Annotated in this window: 24 protein-coding genes and 1 tRNA gene; 10 read left to right on the forward strand and 15 right to left on the reverse strand. The window is 65.8% G+C overall.

Going from position 1 to position 25842, the window contains the following annotated elements; all coding sequences use genetic code 11:
- Nucleotides 1-9 precede the first annotated feature (9 nt).
- From BIU95_RS00110 to BIU95_RS00120, 3 genes are all read right to left on the reverse strand, one after another.
- On the reverse strand, nt 10-1233 hold the full coding sequence (locus BIU95_RS00110; protein ID WP_228500592.1) for an MFS transporter: 1224 nt from the start codon (nt 1231-1233) through the stop codon (nt 10-12).
- Nucleotides 1230-2396, reverse strand: a complete 1167-nt coding sequence (wecB, locus tag BIU95_RS00115; protein WP_017887643.1) for a non-hydrolyzing UDP-N-acetylglucosamine 2-epimerase — start codon at nt 2394-2396, stop codon at nt 1230-1232. Before wecB ends, BIU95_RS00110 begins: the two co-directional genes overlap by 4 nt.
- An 83-nt stretch (nt 2397-2479) precedes the next feature.
- Entirely contained in the window at nt 2480-3163 is a 684-nt protein-coding gene (locus BIU95_RS00120) for a hypothetical protein (protein WP_017887644.1), read from the reverse strand.
- Between the two features lie 668 nt (nt 3164-3831).
- Here BIU95_RS00120 and BIU95_RS00125 point away from each other — a divergent pair.
- On the forward strand, nt 3832-4203 hold the full coding sequence (locus tag BIU95_RS00125) for a hypothetical protein (RefSeq protein ID WP_139179561.1): 372 nt from the start codon (nt 3832-3834) through the stop codon (nt 4201-4203).
- Here BIU95_RS00125 and BIU95_RS00130 read toward each other — a convergent pair.
- Nucleotides 4163-5104 (reverse strand): EamA family transporter, encoded by a 942-nt coding sequence (locus BIU95_RS00130; protein ID WP_031260024.1) that lies wholly within the window; start codon nt 5102-5104, stop codon nt 4163-4165. The genes BIU95_RS00125 and BIU95_RS00130 overlap by 41 nt on opposite strands.
- 98 nt (nt 5105-5202) lie before the next feature.
- Here BIU95_RS00130 and BIU95_RS00135 point away from each other — a divergent pair, with 98 nt between their 5' ends.
- Nucleotides 5203-5700: a MarR family winged helix-turn-helix transcriptional regulator gene (locus BIU95_RS00135; protein WP_017887647.1), complete on the forward strand. Its 498-nt coding sequence runs from the start codon at nt 5203-5205 to the stop codon at nt 5698-5700.
- A 52-nt stretch (nt 5701-5752) separates the two neighbouring features.
- On the opposite strand, the gene BIU95_RS00140 is transcribed toward BIU95_RS00135, so the two are convergent.
- From BIU95_RS00140 to BIU95_RS00170, 7 genes are all read right to left on the reverse strand, one after another.
- Nucleotides 5753-7450, reverse strand: a complete 1698-nt coding sequence (locus BIU95_RS00140; RefSeq protein ID WP_017887648.1) for a phosphatase PAP2 family protein — start codon at nt 7448-7450, stop codon at nt 5753-5755.
- 751 nt (nt 7451-8201) lie between these two features.
- Complete coding sequence (locus tag BIU95_RS00145; RefSeq protein WP_017887649.1) at nt 8202-8549, reverse strand: hypothetical protein; 348 nt, start codon at nt 8547-8549, stop codon at nt 8202-8204.
- A gap of 289 nt (nt 8550-8838) precedes the next feature.
- Nucleotides 8839-10002, reverse strand: a complete 1164-nt coding sequence (locus BIU95_RS00150; RefSeq protein ID WP_139179563.1) for a hypothetical protein — start codon at nt 10000-10002, stop codon at nt 8839-8841.
- Nucleotides 10003-10028: 26 nt separating this feature from the next.
- Complete coding sequence (locus BIU95_RS00155; RefSeq protein ID WP_139179564.1) at nt 10029-12581, reverse strand: protein kinase; 2553 nt, start codon at nt 12579-12581, stop codon at nt 10029-10031.
- A gap of 78 nt (nt 12582-12659) precedes the next feature.
- Entirely contained in the window at nt 12660-13124 is a 465-nt protein-coding gene (locus BIU95_RS00160; protein ID WP_017887652.1) for a hypothetical protein, read from the reverse strand.
- A 115-nt stretch (nt 13125-13239) separates the two neighbouring features.
- Nucleotides 13240-13992, reverse strand: coding sequence for an FAD-dependent thymidylate synthase (thyX, locus tag BIU95_RS00165; RefSeq protein WP_051067397.1), 753 nt, complete (start codon nt 13990-13992; stop codon nt 13240-13242).
- A 124-nt stretch (nt 13993-14116) separates the two neighbouring features.
- Nucleotides 14117-15391 carry a Druantia anti-phage system protein DruA gene (locus tag BIU95_RS00170; RefSeq protein ID WP_017887654.1) on the reverse strand — a complete coding sequence of 425 codons (1275 nt, stop codon included), beginning with the start codon at nt 15389-15391 and terminating at the stop codon, nt 14117-14119.
- 441 nt (nt 15392-15832) lie between these two features.
- On the opposite strand from BIU95_RS00170, the gene BIU95_RS00175 reads away from it, so the two are divergent.
- Together BIU95_RS00175 and BIU95_RS18015 are read left to right on the forward strand one after the other, a co-directional pair.
- Entirely contained in the window at nt 15833-17473 is a 1641-nt protein-coding gene (locus BIU95_RS00175; RefSeq protein WP_017887655.1) for a hypothetical protein, read from the forward strand.
- 32 nt (nt 17474-17505) lie between these two features.
- The gene (locus BIU95_RS18015; RefSeq protein ID WP_139179565.1) at nt 17506-17691 is read left to right on the forward strand and encodes a hypothetical protein; all 186 of its coding nucleotides are present in this window, start codon (nt 17506-17508) and stop codon (nt 17689-17691) included.
- 422 nt (nt 17692-18113) lie between these two features.
- On the opposite strand, the gene BIU95_RS18020 is transcribed toward BIU95_RS18015, so the two are convergent.
- On the reverse strand, nt 18114-18656 hold the full coding sequence (locus tag BIU95_RS18020; RefSeq protein WP_139179566.1) for a hypothetical protein: 543 nt from the start codon (nt 18654-18656) through the stop codon (nt 18114-18116).
- A 230-nt stretch (nt 18657-18886) separates the two neighbouring features.
- Here BIU95_RS18020 and BIU95_RS00180 point away from each other — a divergent pair, with 230 nt between their 5' ends.
- Genes BIU95_RS00180 through BIU95_RS18025 form a run of 3 tightly spaced genes read left to right on the forward strand, consistent with a single transcriptional unit; the run spans nt 18887 to nt 20760 of the window.
- Nucleotides 18887-19246 carry a helix-turn-helix transcriptional regulator gene (locus BIU95_RS00180; RefSeq protein WP_031260028.1) on the forward strand — a complete coding sequence of 120 codons (360 nt, stop codon included), beginning with the start codon at nt 18887-18889 and terminating at the stop codon, nt 19244-19246.
- Nucleotides 19239-20063 (forward strand): ImmA/IrrE family metallo-endopeptidase, encoded by an 825-nt coding sequence (locus BIU95_RS00185; protein ID WP_017887656.1) that lies wholly within the window; start codon nt 19239-19241, stop codon nt 20061-20063. The genes BIU95_RS00180 and BIU95_RS00185 overlap by 8 nt, the downstream gene beginning before the upstream one ends.
- 52 nt (nt 20064-20115) lie before the next feature.
- Nucleotides 20116-20760, forward strand: a complete 645-nt coding sequence (locus BIU95_RS18025; RefSeq protein ID WP_139179567.1) for a hypothetical protein — start codon at nt 20116-20118, stop codon at nt 20758-20760.
- A gap of 296 nt (nt 20761-21056) precedes the next feature.
- Here the strand turns inward: BIU95_RS18025 and BIU95_RS00195 are convergent, their stop codons facing one another.
- Both BIU95_RS00195 and BIU95_RS00200 read right to left on the reverse strand, forming a co-directional pair.
- Nucleotides 21057-21803 carry a DUF6338 family protein gene (locus tag BIU95_RS00195; RefSeq protein WP_139179568.1) on the reverse strand — a complete coding sequence of 249 codons (747 nt, stop codon included), beginning with the start codon at nt 21801-21803 and terminating at the stop codon, nt 21057-21059.
- 456 nt (nt 21804-22259) lie between these two features.
- Nucleotides 22260-22349, reverse strand: a tRNA-Ser gene (locus tag BIU95_RS00200).
- Between the two features lie 143 nt (nt 22350-22492).
- Here BIU95_RS00200 and BIU95_RS00205 point away from each other — a divergent pair.
- Both BIU95_RS00205 and radA read left to right on the forward strand, forming a co-directional pair.
- Nucleotides 22493-23500: an SGNH/GDSL hydrolase family protein gene (locus tag BIU95_RS00205; protein WP_071249833.1), complete on the forward strand. Its 1008-nt coding sequence runs from the start codon at nt 22493-22495 to the stop codon at nt 23498-23500.
- A 10-nt stretch (nt 23501-23510) separates the two neighbouring features.
- Nucleotides 23511-24872, forward strand: a complete 1362-nt coding sequence (radA, locus tag BIU95_RS00210; protein WP_017887660.1) for a DNA repair protein RadA — start codon at nt 23511-23513, stop codon at nt 24870-24872.
- Between the two features lie 4 nt (nt 24873-24876).
- Here the strand turns inward: radA and BIU95_RS00215 are convergent, their stop codons facing one another.
- On the reverse strand, nt 24877-25260 hold the full coding sequence (locus BIU95_RS00215) for an SseB family protein (RefSeq protein ID WP_017887661.1): 384 nt from the start codon (nt 25258-25260) through the stop codon (nt 24877-24879).
- A 280-nt stretch (nt 25261-25540) separates the two neighbouring features.
- On the opposite strand from BIU95_RS00215, the gene BIU95_RS00220 reads away from it, so the two are divergent.
- Nucleotides 25541-25750: a cold-shock protein gene (locus BIU95_RS00220; protein ID WP_017887662.1), complete on the forward strand. Its 210-nt coding sequence runs from the start codon at nt 25541-25543 to the stop codon at nt 25748-25750.
- Nucleotides 25751-25842 lie beyond the last annotated feature (92 nt).

The following is a 25842-nucleotide window of genomic DNA, read 5'->3' on the forward strand; positions in this document are numbered from 1 at the left end:
CCTTCCGGTTCAGGAGGGGATGGTGACGGGGCGTGGAGCCGCTGTGGGAGACGATGCGGAGCGGCGCCGATGCGCGCTCGCTGCCGCGATCATGAGGATGAGCGCCGTGGTGGCGAGCGCAGCGCCGACGATGATCGGCGACCGGTAGCCCAGACCAGCGGTGATCGTGAGACCGCCCAACCAGGCGCCGATGGCGTTCCCCGCGTTGAAGGCGGAGATGTTGACGCCCGATGCCAGGGTCGGGGCCGCAGAGGCGAACTCGAGGACGCGCATCTGCATCCCCGGTACGGACGCGAAGCCGACGGCACCGAGCAGGAAGAGTGCGAGGCCTGCTGCCCACGGTGTGCCCGCGACGATCGCGAAGCCGACGAGGACGACGATCAGTGCGCCGAGCAGCACGAGGAGCGTCCGGTCGAGCTGCACGTCCGCGGCGCGTCCACCGACGATGTTGCCGACGAACAGTCCGCCACCGAACAGCACGAGCATCCACGGAACCGCTGCGTCAGGGAAACCAGCGACGTCGGTGAGGATCGGTGCGACGTAGGTGAACGTGCCGAACATCGCGCCGAAGCCGAAGACCGTCACGAGGATCGACAGCCACACTTGCCCGTTGCGGAACGCCGAGAGCTCTCGGCGGAACTGTCCTGCCGGTCGCTGTTCCGCGGCCCGCGTCGGGATGAACGCCAGCAGGCCGAGGAGCGCGATGATGCCGATCGCCGTGATGGTCCAGAACGTCGACCGCCAGCCGTACGACTGTCCCAGGAACGTGCCGAGCGGAACCCCGAGCACGTTGGCGATCGTGAGTCCGAGGAACATGATCGAGATCGCTCGCGCCCGTCGGTCCGCCGGGACGAGCGAGGCGGCGAGCACCGAACCGATCCCGAAGAACGCGCCGTGGCACAGGGCCGCGATGATCCGGCCCACGAGCATCACTCCGAACCCGCTCGCCACGGCGGAGACGAGGTTGCCGACGATGAAGAGCACCATCAGGGTGCACAGCACCGTCTTCGGTCGCATCGACGCCGTGACCGCCGTGACGAAGACACCGCCGAATGCGACGCTGACGGCGTAGCCGGACACGAGGTACCCCGCCTGGGGGATGGAGACGGCGAAGTCCGTCGCGACCTCGGGGAGCAATCCGAGGATGACGAACTCGGTCAGGCCGATGCCGAACCCACCGATCGCGAGCGCGACGAGACCGGCGGGCACCCTCGCCGTCGAAGGCGTGGTCATGCGAGCGAGGGCACCACGTCGGCGCCGGGGACGAAGGGCATGACGGCCGGCCCCATGCCGAAGTAGTTTGCGATGGCCGCGATGGTCCGGTCGGTCGCGCGTCCGTCACCGTACGGGTTGATCGCGTTCGACATCTCCGCGTAGGCCTCCGGGTCGTTCAGGAGGCGCTGCACCTCAGCGACGATCTGGCCACGATGCCGGCTGACGAGGCGGGACGAGCCGGTGAGGATCGACTCGCTGCGTTCCGTGACCTCACGGAGCACGAGCGTCGGCTTCCCCAGGGCGGGGCCTTCTTCCTCAGCCCCCGAGCTGTCCGACAGGATGACGTCACTCCGACGGAGCAGTCGGCAGAACGACAGGTACGGCAGCGGGTCGACGAGGTCCACGTTGTCGATGCCCGACAAGACCGGGACCAGCACCGAGCGGACCTTCGGGTTCAGGTGCAACGGCACGACGATGCGGACGTCGTCGCGGGTCGCGATGTCCGCGAGGGCCTCAGCGATCTCGAGCATCGGCTGTCCGTGGCTCTCTCGGCGGTGCGTGGTCGCGAGGATGACGCGTCGGGGATCCGTGTCGAGGTCCTCGAGACGGGGGTCGCCGTAGGAGCGGAGGTTCTGCATCCCCCAGGCGAGAGCGTCGACGATGGTGTTGCCCGTGACCGTGATCGCGCTCTCTCGGATTCCTTCTCGGATGAGGTTCGCGTGGTTCCCCGGTGTCGGCGCGAGATGGAGCGCGGCGATCTGACCGACGAGCTTGCGGTTCGCCTCCTCTGGGAACGGTGACGAGTTGTTGCCGGAGCGGAGACCCGCTTCGACGTGGATGACGGGGACCTGCGCGTGCAGTCCGGCGAGCGCGCCGGCGAGGGTCGTCGCGGTGTCTCCGTGCACGAGCACTGCGTCAAGGCCGTCGAGGTGGTTCCCCGAGCACAGACCTTCGAGGATCCGGTGCGTGACCTCGGACAGGCTCTGCCCGTCCTTCATGACCGCGAGGTCGACGTCCGGCGTGATGCCGAACTCGTCGAGCGTGCTGGTGAGCATCTCCCGGTGCTGACCGGTGGAGATGAGCACGGTGCGGAAACGCTCGTCGCCTCGGAGTGCGTGGATGAGCGGTGCGTACTTGACGGCTTCGGGGCGAGTGCCGAAGACGATGCCGATGGTCTTCATGGTGGAGCTCCTGCCTGGTTTCGGGGACGCCGGACGAACCGGTGACGAACCGGTCGGCGTCGGTGGTGGTGGGCGGTGCTGGATCAGGCCGCGTGGAACTCGAGTGCGAGCCAGAGACAGTCCGAGTCGGCTCGGTACTGGTGCCACGGGTAGGTGAAGGTGCCCTCGACGTCGACACAGAACGGGATCGGGTTCGTGGTGCCCGGACTCAGCATCTGGTCCTCGTACAGGGATCGATGGGTCTTCTCGTCGAACTTCTGCATTCGCCCGAGTCCGCTGATCTGTGTGTGCACTTCGATGAACGGATGGACGTTGTGGATGCCGCAGTCCGTGCCGGCCGGGCTGAACCACAGGTTCGCCTTGACCGTGAACCGTTCGGGCCGCGACGGAAGCGCCGGCTGGTGGAGCACCGTGCGCCGGTCGATGAGCACCGTTCCGATCACTGCTTGCGGCGACTTCAGCAGAACCGGCCCGCCCTCACCGTAGAAGTCGTGCCAGCCGATGGCGCGCGCACGCCGCTCCTGTTCATCCTCGGATGCCGCCGCGACGGCGAGGATGAGCTCGCCGGTGACGACCCCTTTGACGAGGATCGTCGAACTCAGCGGAGGAAGAGGAGCGAGCTGCGTCGTACCGGTGAATGCATCGGTCTGCGCCAGGTTCACGATCACTGTGCGTTCGGTGATCGGAAAATCGACGGCATCCCGGATGAGCGCGACCGTCGCGAGTTCGCTGTCGAAGTTCAGTTTCTCGGCGATGGTGTTTTCCATGCTGACCCCCCTGAGTCATTTGATGCCAGGCAAGGGCGCTCCTGCCGAACCCCCACTCTGAACAGGAAAAACTGCGGGATGAAGAAGCCGGTTGACTGACCGTGTGGCACTTCCTCGTTCCGCAGTGAGGCAATGACAGCAGTTGCTCAGCCAAAGCATCCACTCCCTGACAGTGACAGGCTGCTTCCGCGTTTCTCTTGACCTAGGTGAGATCTGCGCGCTAGGGACGCGCGCGTTGCACCGCCGTTCTCGCTGCACGACGAGCGCGACGTAACAAATCGATTTCCAGATGATGAAGATTGCCGGAATCTTGTTCCGCAGGATCAACACCGTGCGGCGCATCCTCATGGAGTCGCCTAACGTGAGCGAACCGATCGCAATTCTTTGGGGGAACCTTGCGGGGACGAAACCATCAGCTCCTCACCGCAGCGGCGGGCGTGGTCTGCATCGCAGTGGTCACCGGATTGTCCGCATGTGCCACGCCTGGGGCTGCCTCTGGGCCGGAGCCCGATGCGCTGAGCGCGGCGCGAGCGGAGAACATCCTCGACGCGAACGCCGATCAGGCATGGCAGCTGGTCGCGTCACGCCATCCGGGGCTCGAGCGGCCGGTGGTCGGCCGCGTTCGGACCGTCTCGCACGCCGACTGGGCCCCGACGCAGGAACGGTGCATGACCGCCGCGGGATTCCCGCAGGCGAAGGCGATGCCCGACGCGAGCCTCGCCTCCGGACAAGTCCCGGCGGAACAGTCCGAGCCGTTCGCGGTCGCCGAGTACACGTGCGGGGTCGAGTACCCCATGGCCGCGAAGTACCAGACTGCCTTCAACGAGTTACAGCTGGAGTGGCTCTACCGCTACTCCACGGGCGAGCTCACGAAGTGCCTGCAGGACCACGGCATCGCGGTGAAGCGCGGCCCGAGCGAGCAGGAGTTCGTCGACAGCGACGGGGCGTGGTCGCCGTACCGGTCGGTCGATCTGCCGCAGTCCCAGTACTACGAGCTCGTCACCGCCTGCCCGGAGATCCCGGACTCGATCTACGGCTGAGCGGCTCGGAAGAAGGGCCCCGAGACCCCGCTTGTCCGAGCTGCCCACCCAGGGAGCCGAGGAGTGCGACGACGAAGCCGACGATCTGCAGCGGCGACAGCGCCTGGCCGAGGACGACCCACCCGAGCACCGCAGCGGTCAACGGACTGAGGACGCCCAACAACGCGATCCGGGCCGACGGCAGCGCCCGTGCGCCTCGGAACCAGACGCTGTAGGCCAGGGCCCCACCGACCAGCGTGAGCCAGGCGTACCCCGCGTACCCGGCGGCGGTCGGCTGCCACGGCCCGCTGTCGACGATCGGGATGAGCGGGGCGATCACCACGCCCCCGACGATGAGTTGCCATGCGGTCGAGGTCAGGGGGCGTGTGCCCTCCGGGGTGCCCCACCGACGAGTGAGCAGGAGCCCCAACGCCATGGACACCGTTCCGAGCGCCGCCGCCGCGAGCCCGAGCACGTCGAACACGGCACCTCCGCTGAGGGAGACGAGCGCGACGCCCACCAGGGCCACGACTCCCCACGCCACGTGGGTGATCGCGGGCCGCCCCCACCGCAGCGCCAGGGTCAGGGCCACGACGACGAGCGGCTGGAGCGCACCGACGATGGCCGCCAGGCCTCCCGGCAGTCGGTCGGCCGCGACGAAGAGCAGCGGGAAGAAGCACCCGATGTTGAGCATGCCGAGCACGAACGTCCGGAGGCGCCAGCCCCGCGGTGGGACTCCCGGCCGGAGCGCGAGCAGCAGCAGACCGGCGGGGAGTGCACGCAGGACGCTCGCCGTCATCGGGTGATCAGCGGGCAGGAGCTCCGTGGTGACCACGTAGGTGGATCCCCAGACGATCGGCGCCACGGCCGCGGTGAGCGTGATGCCGGCCGACGCGGACGTGGATCGGGAGCGGTCGGTCATCTGCACACCGTGTTTCCTTCAGGCTGAACTTCTCAACGTTGAGACATTATGGCCCCGATAGGCTCGTGTCAAACAGTTCAGCGTGAAGGAGTGCTCCGATGGAGGATGCCGTCGATCGAGTCCTGGCCCAGTGGAGCCGGGAGCGACCAGACCTCGACGTCCGCGCGATGGCCGTCATCGGGCGGATCGGGCGCGCCGAAGCGATCCTCGACCGCAGGGTCGGTGCCGTCCTCGCCGAGCACGACCTGCTGCCGGGCGAGTTCGACCTCCTCGCGACCCTCCGACGTGCGGGATCACCGCACCGACTGGCCGTCGGACAGATGCTCGCCTCGACGATGGTGACCTCCGGGGCCGTCACGAACCGCTTGAACCGGCTCGTCGCGAAGGGCTTCGTCACGCGGCAGACCGACCCCGCGAACCGACGCAGCGTGCTGGTCACGTTGACCGATCACGGGCTGACGGTGGTGGACGCAGCGTTGGCCCGGCACGTCGAGAACGAACGGGAGCTCCTCGGCACGCTGAGCAGCGACGAGGAGCAGCAGCTGGCCGGGCTCCTCCGGAAGCTGCTGCTCGGCCTCGGCGACGGGGCGGACTGAGCACAGCCCGCCGTGGCCACCGGCCCCGGAGAGTCGCCTGACGCGCTCCGTCTCAGGCGGCGCCGTGGCCCCGGCCGTGGCCGTGCTTCGTCGCGTTGGCGTTGACGAGGTGCAGTTCGTTGCCGTGGCGCTCCAACACGGGCTTGTACCCGGCGGGCAGGCCGGCGACGCGGACCCTGCTGAAGCTCGAGCCCTTCGCGATCCGGTCCGCCGTGATCAGGACCACGTCGTTGGACACGGCCGTGCCCTTGGCGACGTGCACCCGCAGCGTCCCGCCGAACGACGCCGTGCCGTCGACGCGCATGGCTGGACGGGGCCCGGAGACGCTCAGCGACAGTGCAGCGTGCGAGCGCTGCGTCAGGTTGCCGCCGATTCGGATCACCCTGGTGCTGGCATCGGCGAGCGTGCCGGAGACAGTGGCCACCGACCCCTTGCCCAGGGCAGCAGCGGAGTCCGCCGTCAGCGTCCCACCGCGGACGATGGTGCCCCCGGTGTAGCGGTTCGAGCCGGCGAGGGCGAGGCTGCCGGTACCCCGCTTGGTCAGTGACCCGTTCCCGCCGATGTTGTTGCGCCAGGTGTCGGCGGCGTCCAGGCCCTTCTCGGCGGCGTTCATCGACACCGACACCGCGCTGTCGAACGCTCCGTAGCCGGACGCTGCCGAGAACAGATCGAGTCGCCCCCACCCTTCCGCATCGTCCAGCAGGGGGTAGCCCGACGGCAGCGCGGTCGTCCGGAGCACCTCTCGGATCTGGGCGTCGCTGAGGTACGGCAGGCGGGTCCGCAGGAGCGCTTCAGCACCCTTCGGCACCGTGGCCGGGGTGGTCTTTGCGCCGGTGCGCGCGAACCCGTACGTCAGACGTTTGCGGTAGTTCTTCTTGTCCGCTGCGTAGTCCGCGTACCGATCGACCGCGCTCGGGCCGGCTGCGGCGAGGACCTTCTCCGCCTGCTGGTGCGCCTGCTGCTCGAGCTGCGTGTTGGCCGGGTCGTTCAGGACGGCCGCTGCCAGCGCAGTCGCCAGGACCCGTCCGCCCATGACGTCGAGCGGCGAGTGCATCCCCGCGACGATCCGACTGTTGCCGATCTCCGAGCCGTTGGTGAGGAGCTCGGTGTACTTCTCCGGGTACGCGTACGCGAAGGCCAGAGATGCCAGGTAGCCGGCGTTGGTGTGTCCGCTGGGGAAGCCGCCGTCCGTGGCGGGCGTCGGGGACTTCTCGGGGACGAGCTGCGGCAGCACCTTGACGTCCTGGCTCTGCCGGTACGGCCGCGGGTACTGGTAGTACTTCTTCGCGTTGCTGGCAGAGGAGTAGTCGCCCCGCAGCGTGTTCACCAGCTGGACGACGTCGCCGAGCTCCGAATCGGTGTCCGCCCACGCGCCCTTCGCGTTGCCCTGGTCGGCGTACTGCTTCGTCGTGGCGTCCGCCGGGATCTCGTCGGGGATCGTCGTGCCCGCGTTCGTCGCGGTCCGCACCGCGTCGGACAGGTCACCGAAACCCGCGATGGCCGAGTAACTCTGGTTCCGTCGGTCGATCAGGTACGCCTCGTGCCCCTGCGCATCCGTCCGGGTCTGCGTGGTCCGCGCTGCCTGCGCGATGTTCGAGTCCAGGATCCGCTGCGCTGCAGCGCTGGTGGCGACCCCGTTGTCCCACGACGATCCCGGGCGCCACAGGGTGCCGAACTGCGACAGCACCCCGGTCGCGGCGTTCGTCTCCGGCGTCGTGGCGGCAGGGGTGTTCGTCTTGTAGGTGTCCACGAAGTACCCGTAGGCGCCTGGACGCGGCGCGGTCCGGGATGTCGCCGCAGATGCGCCCGCCGGAGCGATCAAGGACACGGCGCACGCCACCGCCAGGACCCCCATCACCGTGCGGGCCCGACGTCTCGGAACAGCGATCAGGAACCGGCGCATGGCGTTCTCTCCACTCGAAGCGTGGTCACACGATTCGGTGACACAGAGCAGAAGCGTGGCGCAGGCGCGTGAACCGGAAGTGGCACCTGCGTGAACCGCTGCCGTACTCGCTGCTGCTGCTCACCACGGACCCCGCCGGGTGCAACAGCGACGCCACGAGAGCGCGGCCTTCGCCTCCCCCGAGGGGCCGGTCACGTGCCTGAGACGGCTGACGAGACGGACTGGAGGCGCGGTGCGGGCTGGCACCGCGCCTCCAGTCCGTCGGTCGACCGTCACGGGCGGGAGGGGCGGGAGGGGCGGGGTACCCGATCCCGCCCCTCCCGCCCGTCGATCCACCCGCGCCGTGCGGCGCAGGGCGCTCCACCAGACCCGAAACTGGTGAAGTCCTCAGCGGCGCAGGGTGTCGCGCGCCAGGACGGCGAAGTCGCGCAGGAGAGAACGGCGCTGGCGCGTCCGATGGGACCGCCATCACCCAAAGCGTTCGGTCACCGCGTCGCATCCGATGCGGTCCCGTGGGGTCGAGCTTGATGGTTTCGTGCGTGCGCCGGGCATCGAGAGTGTGAGTGGCCATGACCTCGTCAGATGCGGCGAATCAGAGCTATTGCGCGAAGTTGTACCAGAGAATTGCGTTGCCGACAGCAGCGGCGGCAAGCATCAACGCGAGAGCATCGTGCAGCGTAAAGAACTCCCGGTGCGCCTTGATACTGCAGCGCTCCGCAATACCGGAACGCCAGTTCCCGCACAACCGCCCCGTTCTCGTGTGCTTGGACCGGCACTTCGCCACATACCCGCCGGCAGTCACCAGCGGCAACCCAACACCCGCAGCCAGCGCGACGAGGAGACCGATGCCTTCTGGCTGGCCAAGCCACTGGACAAGAGCCACGACGCCGGAGACCACAACGACGATGAACGCGAAGACCGTCGCACGAGCACGTTGGACCTGCATTCGCGGAGGAAGTTGGCCGGGGAAAGACTGATAAGACACTCGACAGAGTCTCACATAGAGTGCGAGCGCCCCTGTCCTCTCGACATACCCCCGAACAGGGTGCGACGGGATGCCGACCACGCCCGAGCACCTACGCTCACGGTGTCCGCTGGCGACGTCGCCACGTCGATCGTCTTCCCGTGGCCGGCGGCGGCGCCGTGTATCCGGTCGTGAAGGTCCTCGAGGTTGCATTGTTCCCCGTCCCCGCGGAGGCCGCGGCGTCCAGACAGGCGCACCTTCGCGGGACCCGTCAGACCATTTCAGTCTCATCCCACCCGGTGAGAAGGCCACCTCCGGTTTGGAACCTCAACGAACCAAGTGTGGACATTCGAGCGGTGAGACCTGTGAGGTCCCCGAAACGGAGCAGATGCGTTGGTCCGCTTCCGCGCGAGTAATCCGAACCCTGATAGCGCTTCGGTGCGACGAGTTGCGCTCGCACATCAGGGTGAAGTTCGCAGAACAACGCCGCGGCCAGAGTTTGCATCTTCGACCCGAACGGAATCACAGTCAGGCGTTGCTTCCCGAACCCCTCGTTGTAAGCCTTCTCGAGCCGGTCCAGCGTCTCCATGTAGTGCAGAGTGGACGCGTCGTGGAAGTCGAACGCCGCCGGCTCCTCCGGATACGCATTAATCTGTTTCATCACCGTCAGCCGCCAGGCCAGATCCTTCGCTGGCGGTTCACCAGCAATGTAGGTCACACCGCGGTGCGGGACATCGGCATTGAAGGCGGGGTCTACCGCGTCCAGAGCAACGCGGACCCGGTTCGCGTTGAAGCCGCAGATCACCACCGCGTGCTCCGGTAACCCTTCGGCTGACTGTCCGATGTACTCAACATCTGCGCCACTGGAATCTGCGTCGTAGTCCGGACCAACCGCAATAGGCGCGGATGGCGAGACGCCCTTCAGCAGCTCGGCTCGTGCTCGAAGCTGATTGAGGATGTTCTCTGCGTCAGCCTGCGTGGGCGCGTACTCGGTCGCTTCGGTGTAGGCGACCGTCAAGTTAATCGAAATACCCTCACGGGCCAACTCGAAGAGACACCGCATCACGCGCAGAATGATCCGACCGCTTGCACCGCTTACGTCGAAGGTTAGTCTCAGGCGCCCGCCATCGTTCTCGGACCGCTCGGCGGCAGCGCGCACAGAGGGCGCAAGCTTCGACGAAAGGTCCGCGACGTCGATCGTCGTCATCCGCGTACTCAATTGCTGTAATGACACCGTCAGGTCCGTCATCTGCGCTTCGTTGTCATCACGGTTTGTTGCGAATTTCAGGACGACTGCCTCAACGACGTTCGCGCTCCCGCCTGCCAGAAGTGATGCGTACCTGGTGCTGCGTTCCTCGAATCCGTTCACCACGATCAGGAGATCGGTTACCGGAGCGACGGTGAGCGGTTCCAATTTGGGGAACGCATCGTGCATGTCAACGAGCTCGACCCTTCGGAACCTCACGAGTTGAGCCCCTCACCGTCGAACAGCGTCAGCTGCACATCCGAAGGTTGCTCCTGCGCTGGGTCAACCACCGCCCGTCGTCGCTTCTCCAACTCCGGCTCGAGAATCAGCTTCGGCTGCTCGAGCATGAGTTGGAATTGTTGGGGGCTGATCTTCACTGCATCGTTCTTGTACAGTCCGGCCCGGAATACTGGGAGGTAGATGCGTCGGAAGTGCCAGCGTAGCGTGGACAACCGTGAATGACGGCTGCGCCCCAGAGTGAGTTCAATGAACACTGAACGTCGGAGCAGTTCCTTGATCAATTCAAACTCCCCGCCGGGAAGTTCCTGCTCCATGCCGAGATTGCTTTCCACCTCGATGCGGGGAATCTCGACCGGAACAATCTGACTGTGCTCCCGGATACCCTTCCCGTCCTGCAATGCAGCTCCGACGAACGTTCCGAATTCGCGCGCGAACATGAGCAGTCGATCCCCGAGAGGACGATGATGCACTACGGCATTCAGGAGGAGGCGGCTCACTTCCTCCACCGCATTGTGCTGCGCCCGTGCCGCTATTACTTTTCGTGACGTTTTGTTGCTCTTCGAGAGGATGCGCCGATAGAGCATGAGTAGGGCGGCGATGTCCCCGCTGCACAACATTGCCAGCACGTCAAGGCCATAGTACGTTGCCTTCAGCTTCCCGCTTGCACGCAGGTTCGCATTCATCGCCTTGTGATCGAGTGAGTCCCCGATCAATTCCTGCGCAGTGCCGACCCAGCCTGCCGCCTTCAGGCGCCGGTCGAGGAGATTCTGAATGAACCTCTTATTCGGTGCACCATACCCGGCCTTGGTGTCGTCGAGGAATTCCGCACCGCAATCGATCTCGATTCGTTCGCGGTCCGGGTCGGAGGTGAGCCCTGACCAAGAGTTCACTGTTCCGTATTTCTCACTCGACACCTTGAAGTGATGGCTTGGCTGACGTCCCCAGACAATGTTGAAGACGAGTTCCTGGACAGCCTCGCTGACACGATGCGTGCTGAAGTCGTCGAGGAGAAAAGCGATCGGGTGGGCCTGAAAGAACGGCATGATCTGCACGAGGTCCGCTGTTACGTCGCCGATCAACGTGACAGGTGCCGATGGCGCGCTCTTGCGCTCGTGAAGTCGCCGCTGGCTTCGGAAGAGTTCCCGTTCAACCAGGTGCGTTGCCGACGCGAGCGGGTTCGGGTTGAATCGGACGGTCGGCGCCGCCGGAGTCAGGTGCTTCTCAATCAGCTCATAGATGCGCGCCGCTTCGTCCTTACCGAGCCCGAACACTTCCTGCGCATCGCCCCGCTGCGCAACGACGCCGAGCGTGCGAACCAATTCAAGGATATGCAGCAGATTGAAGAAGAAGACGATTTCCTCCTCCATGCCGTCGACGTCGTCGCGTGTTTGGAAGGCACTGAGCCGGGTCTGCACGTCGCTTGCGCAGCTGACGTAGATGCCACTCACGTGAAGATCTTCCATCGGTACGCGGCGGTCAACGCTCGCATGCGTCCGCAGCGCCAGCCACCGCAGCACCATGCTCTTTCCGCAGCCGCGAGGCCCAGTCAGGAGGACGGCGTCACCCGAGGTGAGCTGACTCAGCCAAGTCGTCTCCGCGAAGAGGTCCAGGAGGAGTTCGTCGTTGCGAATCTGCTCCGCGTTGATCAGTTCGAATGGCTCCTTCAACTCCTGACGTCCGCCGAGGGACAACGTTGCGTCCCGCGCGACGACACGGAGCGCTTCACGGATCTCTGCGCCGGTGCGGATGCTGCGGCCGGCATCATCGTCGGTCATCTGATTGAGCAACGGCTCCAGCAGGTGCAACAATCGCCGATCGTCGAGGCTCAGGTCTCGTCGCCGTCGAACGACGTTGTGCATGACCGCGATGTGATGCGCGATGTGGTCGACGTCCGAAAGCTTCTTCTTCGTCGCCGATGTGGGCTTCAAGCTTCCCGTATCGACCACGACAAGCTGGAAACCGGCCCCGGCGGGGTCGTGCGCTGCGACCTCTCCCGGTCGAGACGGGCGCAGCATGATGTTACGGGCGTGCAGATCATCGTGCTCGAGCTGTTCTCGCTCGAGCGCGTCCAGCACATCAGTCATCTGCAGCGCGAAGCTCATGATGGTTGCTGTGGTGATTTCGTCGGAGCGCTTCTCCACCAGGTCCTGCAACGTGAACCCGTCATCCACCCACTGCTCGACGATGACAACGAACGCTTCGGGCATGCCCTCAGCGGTGAAGGCACCGACGTCCTCGCATGTCGTAAACAGCGGCGGTTGCAGGCCGAGACGCAGCCGGAACTCGTCCTCAATCCCACGATCCGGTGATGCATAGTCCTCGGCCAGCGCGATCTTCGCCGCGTACCGGCGTCCGCGCCGGTCGACGACCTGCCACACCACCGCTTTTCGGCCGTTCGCGACACAGCTGACCGGGATAAAGGTCCGATCGGTCGTCTGCAGCACGCCACCGGAAAAAATCGACGAGTCACGCAGCAGCGCGAGCTGCTCCTCTGAGAGGTCGCCGGAACCCGGTTGAGGACTATTCACCCTCTATGTATAGCCGGTCGAGGCCCACTCCGGGGACGCTGAAGCCGGACGCGGAGACGTGAATAGGCCAGCGACGTCCTAAGCGACAGATAGCTCCAGACGGTCGATCGGCAGCTCCACCTGCCCACCATGGGTACGAATGCCAACATACGAATGCACTGTCTCCAAGAGCGTTGCAAGTTCTGCCTCAGCGCCCAGGAGCCGTCGTTCGTCCGTGGACGAGTGGCTACGCCGTGCACCTTGTAACGCCGCTGTGACAGCGCGCTTCCGTTCGATCAGCACGTTCACCAGAGTCTCAAGCGTGGAAGCGTCGAACGCGTCGGCCCGTCGAGCGAACCCCATCCGTTCCAGCACCTGAGCTTGATGCTCCGCCAGCAACGTCGCCGGCGTCGCGACGTTCGCCGACCGAGGATCCACATCGAACGACTCTCCACACGAGCAGGTGTAGGTACTCGTGCCGTGCTCCTGCCGCCAACCAGTGGCGCTCACCAACCGGTGCGAGTGCAGCGCCGACGTGATCTCTGCCTGAATCAAAGCTGCCATGACAAGTTTTCGTCTCAATCTCTCCCGGAACGAACGCTGTCGTTCTCAGATGCGGCGAACCGCCCGGCGCGTCGCTCCCCCGAGCCACGCACCAGCGTGATAGTAGAGGACCATCCTACGGCGCGACGCGTCCCGCGTCGACGAACGCCCGGTGGGTGATCGGCATGAGTTGCGCAAACTGCGTCTCCAGCTGCGTGGCGACCATGTGAATCTCGCGCTGCGGCGCGCTCGGGAACAGCGCATCTGGCGCCTGGACCCGGAGCGACAGGAACGCCATCAACGAACGAGCGTTACAGGTGGCATACATCGAGGAGTACGTCGCGACGGGAAGGACACCACGAGCGACCTCCCGGGCAACTCCAGCGTCGAGCATGCGGGCGTACGCGTCGTAGGCGACAGTCACCGACCGCCGGGTCTCGTCCACAACGACCGCGTGCTGCTCCGGACTCCCGGGAGTGAACTCGTAGTGGCCGGCTTTCCCGGTCTGCAACAATGGCCGGTCATCGTCCGGGAGGTAGAACACGGGAGCCAACCGCCGATACCGCCCAGACTCCTCGTTGTACGACCAGCCAATCCGATGCCGGTGGAACTCGCGGAAGACGAAGATCGGTGCCTGGATGTAGAACGTCAGCGAGTTGTGTTCGAAGGGAGTGCCGTGCCGGTTCCGCATGAGGTACCGGATCAGGCCTTCAGAGCGAGCCGGGTCCTCATCGAAAGCGGCTCGGGACTGCTCTCCGACGGTGGACACGCGAGCAGCCCAAACCACATCGGCATCAGACGCCTGGCTGCGGACCAGTTCCGCCGTCACATCACTGCGAAATGTTGGGGCAAGAGCCGCTTCGGACTCGTCACCGTCTGACGGGTGCACCGTTGACGGACGGTTCGGATCTCTCATCAGTGCGCGTCTTCCCGTGCTCGCTGCTGCGACTCGCTGGTTCGGTTCAGCGTACTGAGCAACCGTTCGGCGGAGCAAGACCGCCCGTCATCGTCGTTCATTCGGCTCCGTAGAGCTGCCAGCTCTCGGCGCGGAAGTCGCGCCAGCTGGTCTCCCGTCCAGCACGCGGGACCGCCCAGCGGTGCTTCCACCATTCAGCGAGTTCGTCAACCGTATTACCTGCTCTCCCACCCAAGGTGCCTGCCTCCCCGCGAAGGAATTCCTCGGAGTTCTCGGCAGTCGCTCCGAGGAACAGCTGTCGTTGCACCCCGTGCGCGCGCAAGCGCCGGCCGTCTAACCCCAATTCCAGCAGCGCGCGTTGAACAACCTCACGTCTGTTACGGAAACTCGTTCCACCCCACTGCTGGTGACGTTGCGTCGCCTTGCCATCCAGTGCCGCTGCCGCCACTTCGACCAACCGCTCATAGATGCCGCCGGTGAAATGAAAGTCGCCGGTACCAGAGGAGTACCCGACCGGACGCATCGAAAGCGAGCCGTCCTGCCGCCGAAGACGGTTGTAAACAGACGAGCGCCCCAGAGCAGACGACGTCGTCACCGCAGCGAGCTGGGCATGGCGTGAAACGCCGGAGATACGACTCGTCGCCGTCCGATACTTCTGCTCGAACACGGAACGAACATCGTTGCTGGTGGCGAGCAGCGCCATCAATTTCCCGGCAAGGATCCCCCGATACGGGGGCACCGCGCCGAGCACGAATGCGTCCATCAGGTGGATCAGGCCGTCCCGGCGCTGCTGCGCGTCCCAGCCGATGGCGCCGTCCCTGGCCCGCATTGCAAAAACCGGATCGGTCAGGCCGACCAGTCCCATCAGCCGCCCGTCGTGACCGTCGTCGACGACAAGGAAACGAAGACGGCGACCGTATCCGCTCGATACGGGAATGGACCAGTGCAGCGTAGCCCAGCGCCACAGCAGCCCGTCCTCGCTTCGGGGCGAAGTCACCTCAACCAGGCGAGGCCTGATGCGCTCTGGGACGACGCTGGCACCGTCAGCAAGACGGGCGACGAACCGATTCTCATAGCGGGCGAGCGACGGCAACGCGTGGGCGACCTTCGCTCGCACTGCTTCACGATGCAACGACCGCAATGCGGACTTGTCGTCGACGTGCGGCGCAGCGAGGCCACCGTCTACAAACTGGAACCCCTGCCGGTGAAGGTGCTCCAACACATCTCTGCGTACTTCGCGTGCGAACGCGGTCAACGGTTCCCCGCGAGAGTTCACGTCCGGGAGGCCAGACACCATCACTTGGTTCGAGGTGTCGCTGGATGCTCCGTTCGTCGCCTCGACGACGAGATGCGTCACCGGGGCGGAGGTCATCCAACGAGTATCGCAGGGGGCCACCGCGCCCGGAGCGCCGTGCGCCGTCGACGGCCAATCAGTCAACGGGAAGCGGGCCCCATCCAGAATCACGCTCCGGGATCGCACCACTTCACCCAGGGGCAACGCTGGACGCAGCGCCATCGCAGATGCCATGTAACCCCAAATGATGGGAGCTCCACCGCGGCATCCAGCGCGCCGACGGGTGGCCTCGAGCCGAGGCGCGCCCCTTGTCACACTTGCGGGCCGGGTGGGTGCTACGCCTGCAAGCCGGGCGGGCGCGGCCATCGATATCTGTTTCATCGTGTGGCCTATGCGCGGAGCACCCTCAGCCGAGGTTCCCGCTGCGCAGGGCCGCCGAAGTCATCACCGCGTGCCGTCTCGCGCCGTGGGAGGGCGCGGCTCTGCCGTAGGCTCCGATCAAAGATGAGGGGATGTCCAATGCCGAAGTGGCTGCTCGTGCCGATTCTCGCCGTCGCGAGTACCAGCGTCGCCATCGCCATGGTGGTCTCCGCGATTTGGCCGAAGTGGTCCCTGCCGGATGTGCCAACGTCAACGCTGATAGCCGTCGGTGCCGTCGCACTCCTCGCCATTTACGCCGTCGGCCAGCTCCTCAGCCGCACCCGACCGATCAGCCTGGGCTCGCGGCCTTCCCCACTAGCAGACGTCTCCTCCGCCGATGTCGACGCGCTGGCGAGGAACATGGCGGGGACCGGCGCGCAGTATCAGTTCTTCCTCAAGGCCCTCCTTCTGCCCAACGACGTGTTCTCTCGCATCAGTGAACGAGTCGAGCACGCATCACGCAGCGTGAAGACAACAGGGTCGTACTCAGTTGTCATCCCACCCCCACCGAAACCCACGCGACGGCAGCGCAAGGAGGCAGCCGCAGCACCAAGTGACTACCTGCTTCCGCTGTTCGTGCCTTCCAGGCACGAGATAACGAGCGGCCTGCGCATTGCTGATGGCGGCGGCAAGCGACTCTCAACGGTCGACTCCCGGCGGGTCGCTCTGTACATCGCGCTCTGCCTCCGCCACCTGCTTCGACCGCTCGGAAGGCGAACGCTCGAGCAGTACACGGACCCGTCCCATGGGTTGGAAAATGACCTACTCCGCACGCTCACCCGCACCGGCACCATCGAAGAGTCTGAAATCGACCGGCTCCGGACGGCTCTCGCGGCGCTCTGCGGTCGAGACGACACACTCGCGGACGTCGCGGCGAACGTTGTCGAGCTTGTGCTGCGACAGCAGGTGATCGCCGTTCCAGTTCCCCATGAAGACGTCGATGAGCGAGCGTGGCCGTGGACGCATCGGTTCACGGTGGAGTCCAGCGTCGTTGCAGTCAACGAGCTCCCCTCCCCTGGCACGCCGCGCCTTCAGCAGCGTCTCGTGCGACTACTCGACATGCTGCGACTCGGGCTCGGTGTCCCTCCCCTGAGGCTCTATCTCCTGCCGACGAACGCAGTCCGCACCCCGAGCTACCACGCGGAGCTCGCCGGTCCGGAAGGCACGTACTTCACAGACTTCAGCATCTACTCAGCGGACGCAACGAACGCCACCGGAGCCGACATCACCTACCAGGACCGTCGAGGCCAGCGACGGACGCATATCTACATCAGAAGTGTCGCGTGGGACCGAACACCCACGCTGGTCACCAGCTTCACCGAACGCGCTCCCGGAAGCTTCGCCAGCACCAGCATCACAAGCATTGTCGCCGCGATCATCCTTGGGCTGCTCAGCCACCACGAGCTTGAGCTCGCCGGCAAGGCGCTGCAACAAGCGTGGTTGCTCCCGTCCCTCCTTGCCGTGCCGGTCGCCGCCGTCGGCCTCGCCGGACTCGACGGTGGACGTGCTTCACGCCACCCGTCGCTGCTCTCGCGAGCGCTGAACCTCGGCACGGTCATGCTCTGCCTGACCGGTTTCGTCGCAGCGACACTGAACACTGGCTCGTTCACCACCCCTGATGTAGTGTGGGTCCTCCTTCGGGAAGCTATCGCCGCATTGGCGGTCGTGAGTACGCTGACGTTTGTCATGCGCCTCATCGTTGAGTTTTACTTCACGCGCAAGAGCGGCGAGAAGCGTTGAACAACCTGCAGGACATCGGAAGGAGCGACACCATGACGACGTTCTCCGTACGACGAGGTGAACCGATCAAGCAGAGCCGAGTCTGGGGACTGGGTGTGATCGTCGGCGACCGGCAAAAGACGGTCGTGCGCAACGAGGACCGCCCGCGAGTTCGCGCTGCCCTCGAGCAGGCTGCCGCATACAGCCGCCAACACGGTGAGGCCAGCAAGAAGCGATAGACGACACGCCGCTACCCCGCCTGACGGCAGTCGCATGCAACGCGGAGCATGACCTGCTGGATTGTGAGCTCACTAGGCGCCGGCCCGCTCGCAGTGCCGAAAAGATCGCGGGGCGCTGGCCCCGAGGCGCTGGCCGATTCCGGTCTTCGTCGCCTTCCGGTGCTCGGGACGCGGCCGTCGACACCGGCATCGGATCGAGGACGCTTCGGCGATGACGCGGCTCAGACGTGGCATGAGTCGTTGAGAATGCCGCACGACGTCTCGTTCGTGCAACACCGTGCGGCGAAGGCTCATTGGGCCTCGCAGCAAGGCATGCGCGGTAGAGCAGGGTCGCGTTCGCCAACCCGGTTCGGCTTCGCGCTGACCTCGACACGGACCAGCTCCGACCGCGAGTGGCTTGTCCCGGACAGGAACACGTCATGTCAGCCGATGCGGCCGCTCGTCCGTCGGAACCAGCCGACCGCAAAGTTCACGCAGGTCGCGGCACCGACCACGACAGCGACGACAGACCCGATGAATTTCCAGTCCGCTGTCGCGAGAAGACCCACTGACACTGGGGAGCTGAGGACCCCAATAGTGGCAGTGGCGACGGTCAGTCCCCACAGCCCGAGAAGCGGAATACGGAGAAGCGGGTCCGGCACCGCCGAGGAGTCCGCTCCCACGGCATCTTCGGCTGGTAGTGATGCTGTCGTGAGTACTAGCGCGGATGCTGTTTCGACCCAATCGGTGAACCAGGCTGTAGGCGGCGTTCCGTCGGAGGCAAGAAGTCGCTGGGCCCGCGCCTTCAGTAATGGCAGCAGGCGCACATCCCATGTACGCGCGGCGATCCGCTCTGATGCGCCGACCGGCTGCACCTCGAACCGGTTGCGGAGCAGTCGCTCGAGCCTGCGGGACGCCGTCATAACACGCTTTTCGAGGACCTCCGCTTCGACAGCGTCCCGCCGGCTGCGGCGGATGAGGTTCATATGAGCTCCGACTTGCAGGGTGAACTGCCACTCGAACGGCGCCCGCCGCCTCCATGCGCGCTGCTGCAACGCGACCGTGGATGCGAACCGGCTCGGCACTGGCGAGAAGCTCGGCACGGCACGGTGTACGGGCGCCGCGATGCGCCTCTGTGGAGCCGCGACGTGCGGCGAGTTACTCCGTTGTCAGAGGTGAATCATAGAGTTAGAATCTGATTCACAAGGAGGAACTGATGACCGTCAACGTCGCCAAAAGGATCGAACAACATCGCGCCGCACTCGGATGGAACCAGCGCGCAGCTGCCGGCCGTGCCGACATCTCACAGGCGACGTGGTCTCGCATCGAGAGCGGTGAGAAAGAACCAACGCTCGGACAGCTGTCCGCAATCGCCATCGCACTTGGCGTCACACTCGAGTCCCTGACCGATGCGAACCCGGTGCGGGAGCGGCTCCACCACGCTGCGCGCCTGAACAAGCGGAACCTCAGCGAAGAAGACCGCACCCAGCTCGAAGCGGCACAGGAGCGACTTCGATTCGTCATGGAGGTGAACGCGCACCTCCGTTACATCGGGGTGGGCATCCACCATGCTTGAGTGGGAAAGGCCAACCTCCCTCCGACGGGAGGACGCCACCGAGGCGGCCGGCCGCACCGCCGCTGAAGCCTTCCGCACGGAACATCAGCTCGGAGTCGCGCCCATCAAGGATGTGTCCGACCTCGTGGAGACGACGGTGAACGCTGATGTGACCATCGTCGAACTCCCCGCGTTCGTTGACGGCCTGATGCTCGTCGACGACGTCGCGAAGGCAACACTCATCGCCGTTGCCACGTCACACAACCCCGAGCGTCAACGGTTCTCCATCGCCCACGAACTTGGTCACAAAGTGTTCGGGGAGTTCACCGATCACACAGCCTCGAGCGACGACAGGGACCCTGAGGCCCGAGCACACGCGTTCGCCCGAAACCTGCTCCTCCCCGAAGCCGGGATTCCGGAGTTCTTCCAAACGACGACCGTGCGCGCGGGATCGGTCACCGAACGGGACTTGTCGAACCTTGTTGCCTTCTTCGAAGTGTCGGTCCAGGTCGCTGTTCTCCAGCTGCTTCTCACCTCATGGATCGACGAGGACACCGCGGACAGTTGGTGGCCCACCGAAGCGAGCTATCTCGCTCGACGGTACGGCTGGTCTGCGGAGCGTTCTGCCCGCGTCGTCGAATCATCCACTCAGCGTCCAGCGCGGCGAATGCTCGACAACGCCACGGAGGCATACGTAGACGATCTCCTCAGCATCGAAACGCTGGCGCATGTGGACGGCACAACCACTCCGGAACTCCTCCGAGCCGACCTCCAAGCCGCCGGCGTGCTCCGCCGTGACGTCACGCCCAGCCCGTTCGACCTCGACAGTCTTGACTGACGCAGCAACCCCGAAACCGTTCAACGCCTCCATCCTGGACACAGGCGCCAGCTTGAACTTCTTCGCAACAGGTCAAGCGGACCTGCTCATCAACGTGCTCGGGTCCCTGAGCGTGCAACTCCAGATGCCGGAAGACGTCATCCAGGAGATCCTGGACAAGGAGAGCGAAGACGCGCGGTTCCGTCGAGTGGACCGTCCGTTGAACTGGGCGCTACGTTCCGGCCACATTGAACGGCTCGACTCCCGATCAGGCATCGATCCGGACCTCGACCGGAACGTCGCCCGACTCACCGGCGTGCCCTGGGAACAACGTCAGGCTCGAGCGAAAGACCAGGGCGAACGGATGGTCATCGCACACGCCCGGACACGAGCAGGACGCGGCGAACAGATCATTGCGTTCATCGACGACAAGCCTGCGCAAGCGCTCGCTCATCGAAATGGTGTCAACTACACCGACACCCCTTCGATCCTCCGTCAGGGAGCTCGCCTCGGATTCATCGAGAACTGGGGCATCATGCGCGCCATGTACCTTCGAATGCGTCCCGAGGACGGAAGCAGGCAGCCGACGATCGACCACGGCCTACCGCGCCTGGACAACCCAGACCTTCAACGCAAACTGCGCGACCCAGCCATCTACGAAGAAGGCGCCGCCCGTCGCGCTGCACGACCCGGACCGCACACCGAAACCACCGGGTGACGTGCCGTTGCAACGGGTGCAACACGTCGGCTGACCCGTCGATGTGATCACTGCAGGCGCGACAGTCCGAAGTTCTTCTCGGAGACGCTCGCCCCAGCTACTCCTTCGGTGCGTTGTTCACCGGCCGAGCAACCGGTGCCGGCGAGATACCCGACGGCGCGGTCGGACCAGTCGGAAGCACGACACGCGCCTGCGGCGCGGCCGCACCCCGCGCCCCCTCAGACACCCGCCCCGTTCGCGCACCGAAGTGCCCTGTCGCACCAGCGCCATGGGTAAGCGAATTCGAGCCGTCGTTTTCAGCCATCTTGCTTCTCCTGCAGTTCAGTTGCTGTGTAAGAAGGTTCCAGAAACTCAACGATGTGCTCGTCGCTGATCCTCAACCACAATCCTGCCGTACCAGGCAGCGGACCAGCGAACGAACCGTCATCCTTCATCTCGTACTGGTGACTCAGGTAGAGGTCTCGGGGCTCCGGATAGGTGCTTACGTACGACCCCGGACCGAAGAACCCGCCGACGAAGCGCCCGTCCGTGAGCCGCACACGGACGAGCCGCTGCGACGGATTCGTCGCTGCCCAGTCCCACGCCGTTGGAACGGAGTCGTAGTACACCATTCGGTGGAGCCGTACAGGCATCCGCCGTCTGATCTGTTGCAGACGTCGGGTCACGCGCCCTACTTGCGCGCCCGCACCCTCGCGGAACGCTTCGTTTCGTTGAAGCCGCAACGGGCTGTAGCGAAGCGCGGCTAGGAAAGCGGGCACACAGATCGCCCCAACGAGAACAGCAAGTCCAACCGGAATTGGCGCTCCGATGACAACCTCGGAACCCGAGATCGTCACCACTGAGGTGAGCCAGGTACCGACGGCAACAAGGTAGACGGCGTCGAGTGAAACGCTAATGACAAGGGCTTGCGCGATACGCGCATCAAGAGTCAGGTCGTCGTACTGAAAGCCTCGCAGGCCGCGACGAACCAGGCCGTACACCAGCCCCGGTATGAGCATCACGACGATGACTGCCACACCGAACGCGGAAGTCGGCAAAGGCATTACGGACCCCCTCCCCCGACGACATGACGCCGAACCACCAGACTACTGGGAAGCCCAACGGCGCCGAACCCGTCCGCAGTTCAGCTGCGACGGTTACGGAGTTGCTGCAGTCCCAACATCCGTGACCTCCCGGCGTCGCCGCATCGACATGAGCATGACCGGCGGGGCAACACTCACGAAAGCCCTCTGGGAATCCCGAGGGCCTTCAGCGACAGGTTCAAGGGCCTGCCCCCTGTCAGTAGGTGGCCGAGATGGCAAACTCCGGACCACCCAGTCACGGTCATCTGATCGCGTTGCGTTCGTGGCACGGCGACGACAGGTTGGAACGTTGGGCGCGCACAGGCGCCGTCGAATGCTGACACTGCCAACGAAGGCCCCCGGGGAATCCCCGGGGGCCTTCGTTGCGGGCTTCACGAGTTCCGTGAATCTCTTCATCTAGTTCCGTGAATCGCCCTGTGGCGGTACCGGTGGGATTTGAACCCACGGTGGAGTTGCCCCCACACATGTTTTCGAGACATGATCCTTCGGCCGCTCGGACACGGTACCGGGAAAGAGTTTACACGATCCGGGAGGCCCGTGATGACACCCCGGGTCGGATCGCCCTCCACAGGCGGTCACCTGCAGGGCTCTCCCCACACCCACAGGTCCTCCTCGTCTCCGGCAAGACCGGCGGGCGTACCGTCCACGGCATGAGATCCCGCACGCTCATCGCACTCCTCACCTCCGTCATCGGCAGCCTCGGCGTCGTCGGTGCCGCAGCCGTCGGTGCCCGCGCTGGCGTGAAGGGCCAACGGGCAGCGGCGCAACGGGTCGTCGACATGCTCCCGATCCACGCCGACTGGTGGCGGGAACGACAGCAGCACGAGGGGCAGCTGCTCTACGTGGCGATCGGTGATTCGGCGGCACAGGGCGTCGGCGCGACCGCCCCCGGCCGCGGCTACGTCGGGCTCCTGACCCGGCGCATCCGGCACCGCTCGCACATGTCCGTGCGGGTGGTGAACCTCAGCGTCTCCGGTTCGACCACGTGGGGCGCGAAGCGTGACCAGCTGCCGAAGCTCCGGCACTACGCGCCCGACATCTGCACGGTGTCGATCGGGGCGAACGACATCGCCGACTTCGACCCGGACAAGTTCGAGCGGAACATCCGGGCGATCTACGGGGCGGTCCCCTCGCACGCAGTGGTGGCCGAGTTGCCGTGCATGTTCGTGCCGGACCGGGAGCGCAAGGTGGCGGTGGCGAACGAGATCGTGCACCGCGTGGCCGACGAGTTCGGGCTGACGGTGGCGCCGCTGCACACCATCACGAAGCGCGTCGGTGTCCGCCGCACCTTCTTCAACAGCTACGGCGACCTCTTCCACCCGAACGACCGCGGCTACGAGGTCTGGGCGAGCGCGTTCGAGCCGGCGGTCGACGCCCGGGTCGACACCGTGGCGGCGATCCGGCACTACCTGTCCGTGCGCGAGGCTGAGAACCTCGGTCGTGAAGCCGGGGCGGTGGCGAACGCCCGCGCCGAGCAGGACACCGACGGCGCCGAGGCGCTCGACCACGCCTCACGGCAGGCTCCGGGACCGGTCGAGCGCCTGCGCCACCGGATGACGGGGTCGATCGCGGTCCCCGACGACGGCGACGAGTCGGGCGGACACGGCGGACCGGACGAGCCGGGCGACCGCGCCGGTGATGTCGGCCGTACGGCCTAGCCTCGACGACATGGCGCGCCCGCAGTCCCTCTACCGTTGCACCGAGTGCGGCTGGACCAGCATCAAGTGGGTCGGCCGGTGCGGTGAGTGCCAGACCTGGGGCACCGTCGAGGACAGCTCTGCGGCGTCGGCGAGCACACGGGGCACGTCCGCGGTCGCCGTCACCGGCGCCCGGGCCGCACGACCGATCACCGAAGCCCGCGGCACCTCGGTGCAGCGTTGGCAGACCGGCATCGGCGAGTTCGACCGCGTCCTCGGCGGCGGCGTGGTGCCGGGTGCGGCCGTCCTGCTGAGCGGCGAGCCGGGTGTCGGCAAGTCGACCCTGCTGCTCGAGGTCGCCTCGCGAGCCGCGGCCTCGGGCAAACGCGTCCTCTACGTCAGCGCCGAAGAGTCCGTCGACCAGGTCCGGCTCCGTGCCGAACGCACCGGGGCGATGCACGACGACCTGTACCTGGCGAGCGAAGTGGACCTCGGCGTCATCATCGGCCAGATCGACCAGGTGCAGCCCGACCTGCTCATCGCCGACTCCGTGCAGACCATCTCGTCGAGCTCGATCGACGGCATCGCGGGCGGCACGTCCCAGGTGCGCGAGGTCGCCTCGACCCTGATCCGCATCGCGAAGGACCGCGCCCTGCCCGTCCTCATCGTCGGCCACGTCACGAAGGACGGCACGATCGCCGGCCCGCGGCTGCTCGAGCACCTGGTCGACGTCGTCTGCCACTTCGAGGGCGACCGGCAGACCGCCCTGCGCTTCGTCCGGGCGCTCAAGAACCGCTTCGGCCCCACGGACGAGGTCGGGTGCTTCGACATGGGCGGCGACGGCATCCACGAGGTCCCCGACCCCAGCGGCCTGTTCATGTCGAAGAACACCACCCCGGTGTCCGGCACCTGCGTCACCGTCGCACTCGAAGGGCGTCGAGCACTGCCGGTCGAGGTGCAGGCCCTCATCGTCCCGAGTTCCGCGCCGCAGCCACGCCGGGTCGTGAACGGTGTCGATGCCTCCCGTGTGGCGATGCTGCTCGCGGTCCTCGAACGACGCGCCGGCCTGAAGCTGTCCGACGCCGATGTCTACGTGTCCACGGTGGGCGGCATGAAGCTCACGGAGCCCGGCGCCGACCTGGCGATCGCGCTGGCCCTCGCGAGCGCCGCACGAGACCGTCCGTACCCGCACACGCTCGCAGCCGTGGGCGAGATCAGCCTCGCCGGCGAGATCCGTCCGGCCACGGGCACGAAGCAACGCGTGAACGAGGCCACCCGCCTCGGGTTCACCACGGTGCTCGGCTCGGACTCCGGGCACCTGCGCGAGGCCCTGCGGGTGGCCTTCTCGATGACGCAGTCCCCGCGCGAACGCGAGCTCGACCGCGCGTTCTGAGGCGCTACGCGCGCAAAGCGGCCAGCAGGTCCGCCGGTGCAGCCTGCATGGTGTGCGGGCCGGCGATGTCGAAGAACACGCCCTCGAGCATGTCGAGGTGGGCGGCCAGGAACTCCTCCAGCCGCGGTCCGTCGTAGACCATCACCTGCCGGATCTTCTCGTCCGGCACCATCGCCGTGTAGGCGTCCGCCGACGAGAACAGCAGCAGGATGCGCTTGTCCGACCCTTCACGGCCGAACACCCGCACCTGCATGTCCTTCTTGCCGGTGACGAGCCGGGGGACGATCACGATGTCGTGGCGGAGCGCGAACGCCACCGCGGCGACGTCCTGCTTCGCGAGGGCTTCCTCGAGCTGTTCGCTGCGGAAGCGCTGTTCCTTGTCTGCCATCAGCTCAATTCCACCAGATTTTCGACGTTCCGGGACGCACGGGTAGCCAGTCGGCCCAGAGCACGCTAGCCTGATGGAACCGCTTCGGCGGCGCTCAACGTCCGGGCGAGGTGGTTTGCCCCTCAACCCGGGCCCCAGGGTCACTGGCCGACAGGCCTGACCCCGAACCCGTCCCGCCGGCACCTGCCCGCGTGGCGCATTACCCCCGTCGACGTACGTCGGGGTCTCCGTCGGTGCATCTGCACCTTGGCGGAAGCAAGAAAGCTAAGGAAACGCCATCATGGCATCTACCGGTACCGTCAAGTGGTTCAACAACGAAAAGGGCTTCGGCTTCATCGCCCCGGACGACGGCAGCGCTGACGTCTTCGCGCACTTCTCTGCGATTGCTGGCAACGGCTACAAGTCGCTCGAGGAGAACCAGAAGGTGGAGTTCGACATCACCGAGGGCCGCAAGGGCCCGCAGGCGGAGAACATCACCGTCCTCGGCTGATCACATCAGCTTGAACAGGCCCCGTCGTCTTCGGACGACGGGGCCTGTTGCTGTTCCCGGCGCCCCTGATCGGCACAGCGCAGCGGAAGGGA

Origin of the sequence: Curtobacterium sp. MCBA15_007, assembly GCF_001864905.1 — a bacterium.
GTDB lineage: Bacteria > Actinomycetota > Actinomycetes > Actinomycetales > Microbacteriaceae > Curtobacterium > Curtobacterium poinsettiae.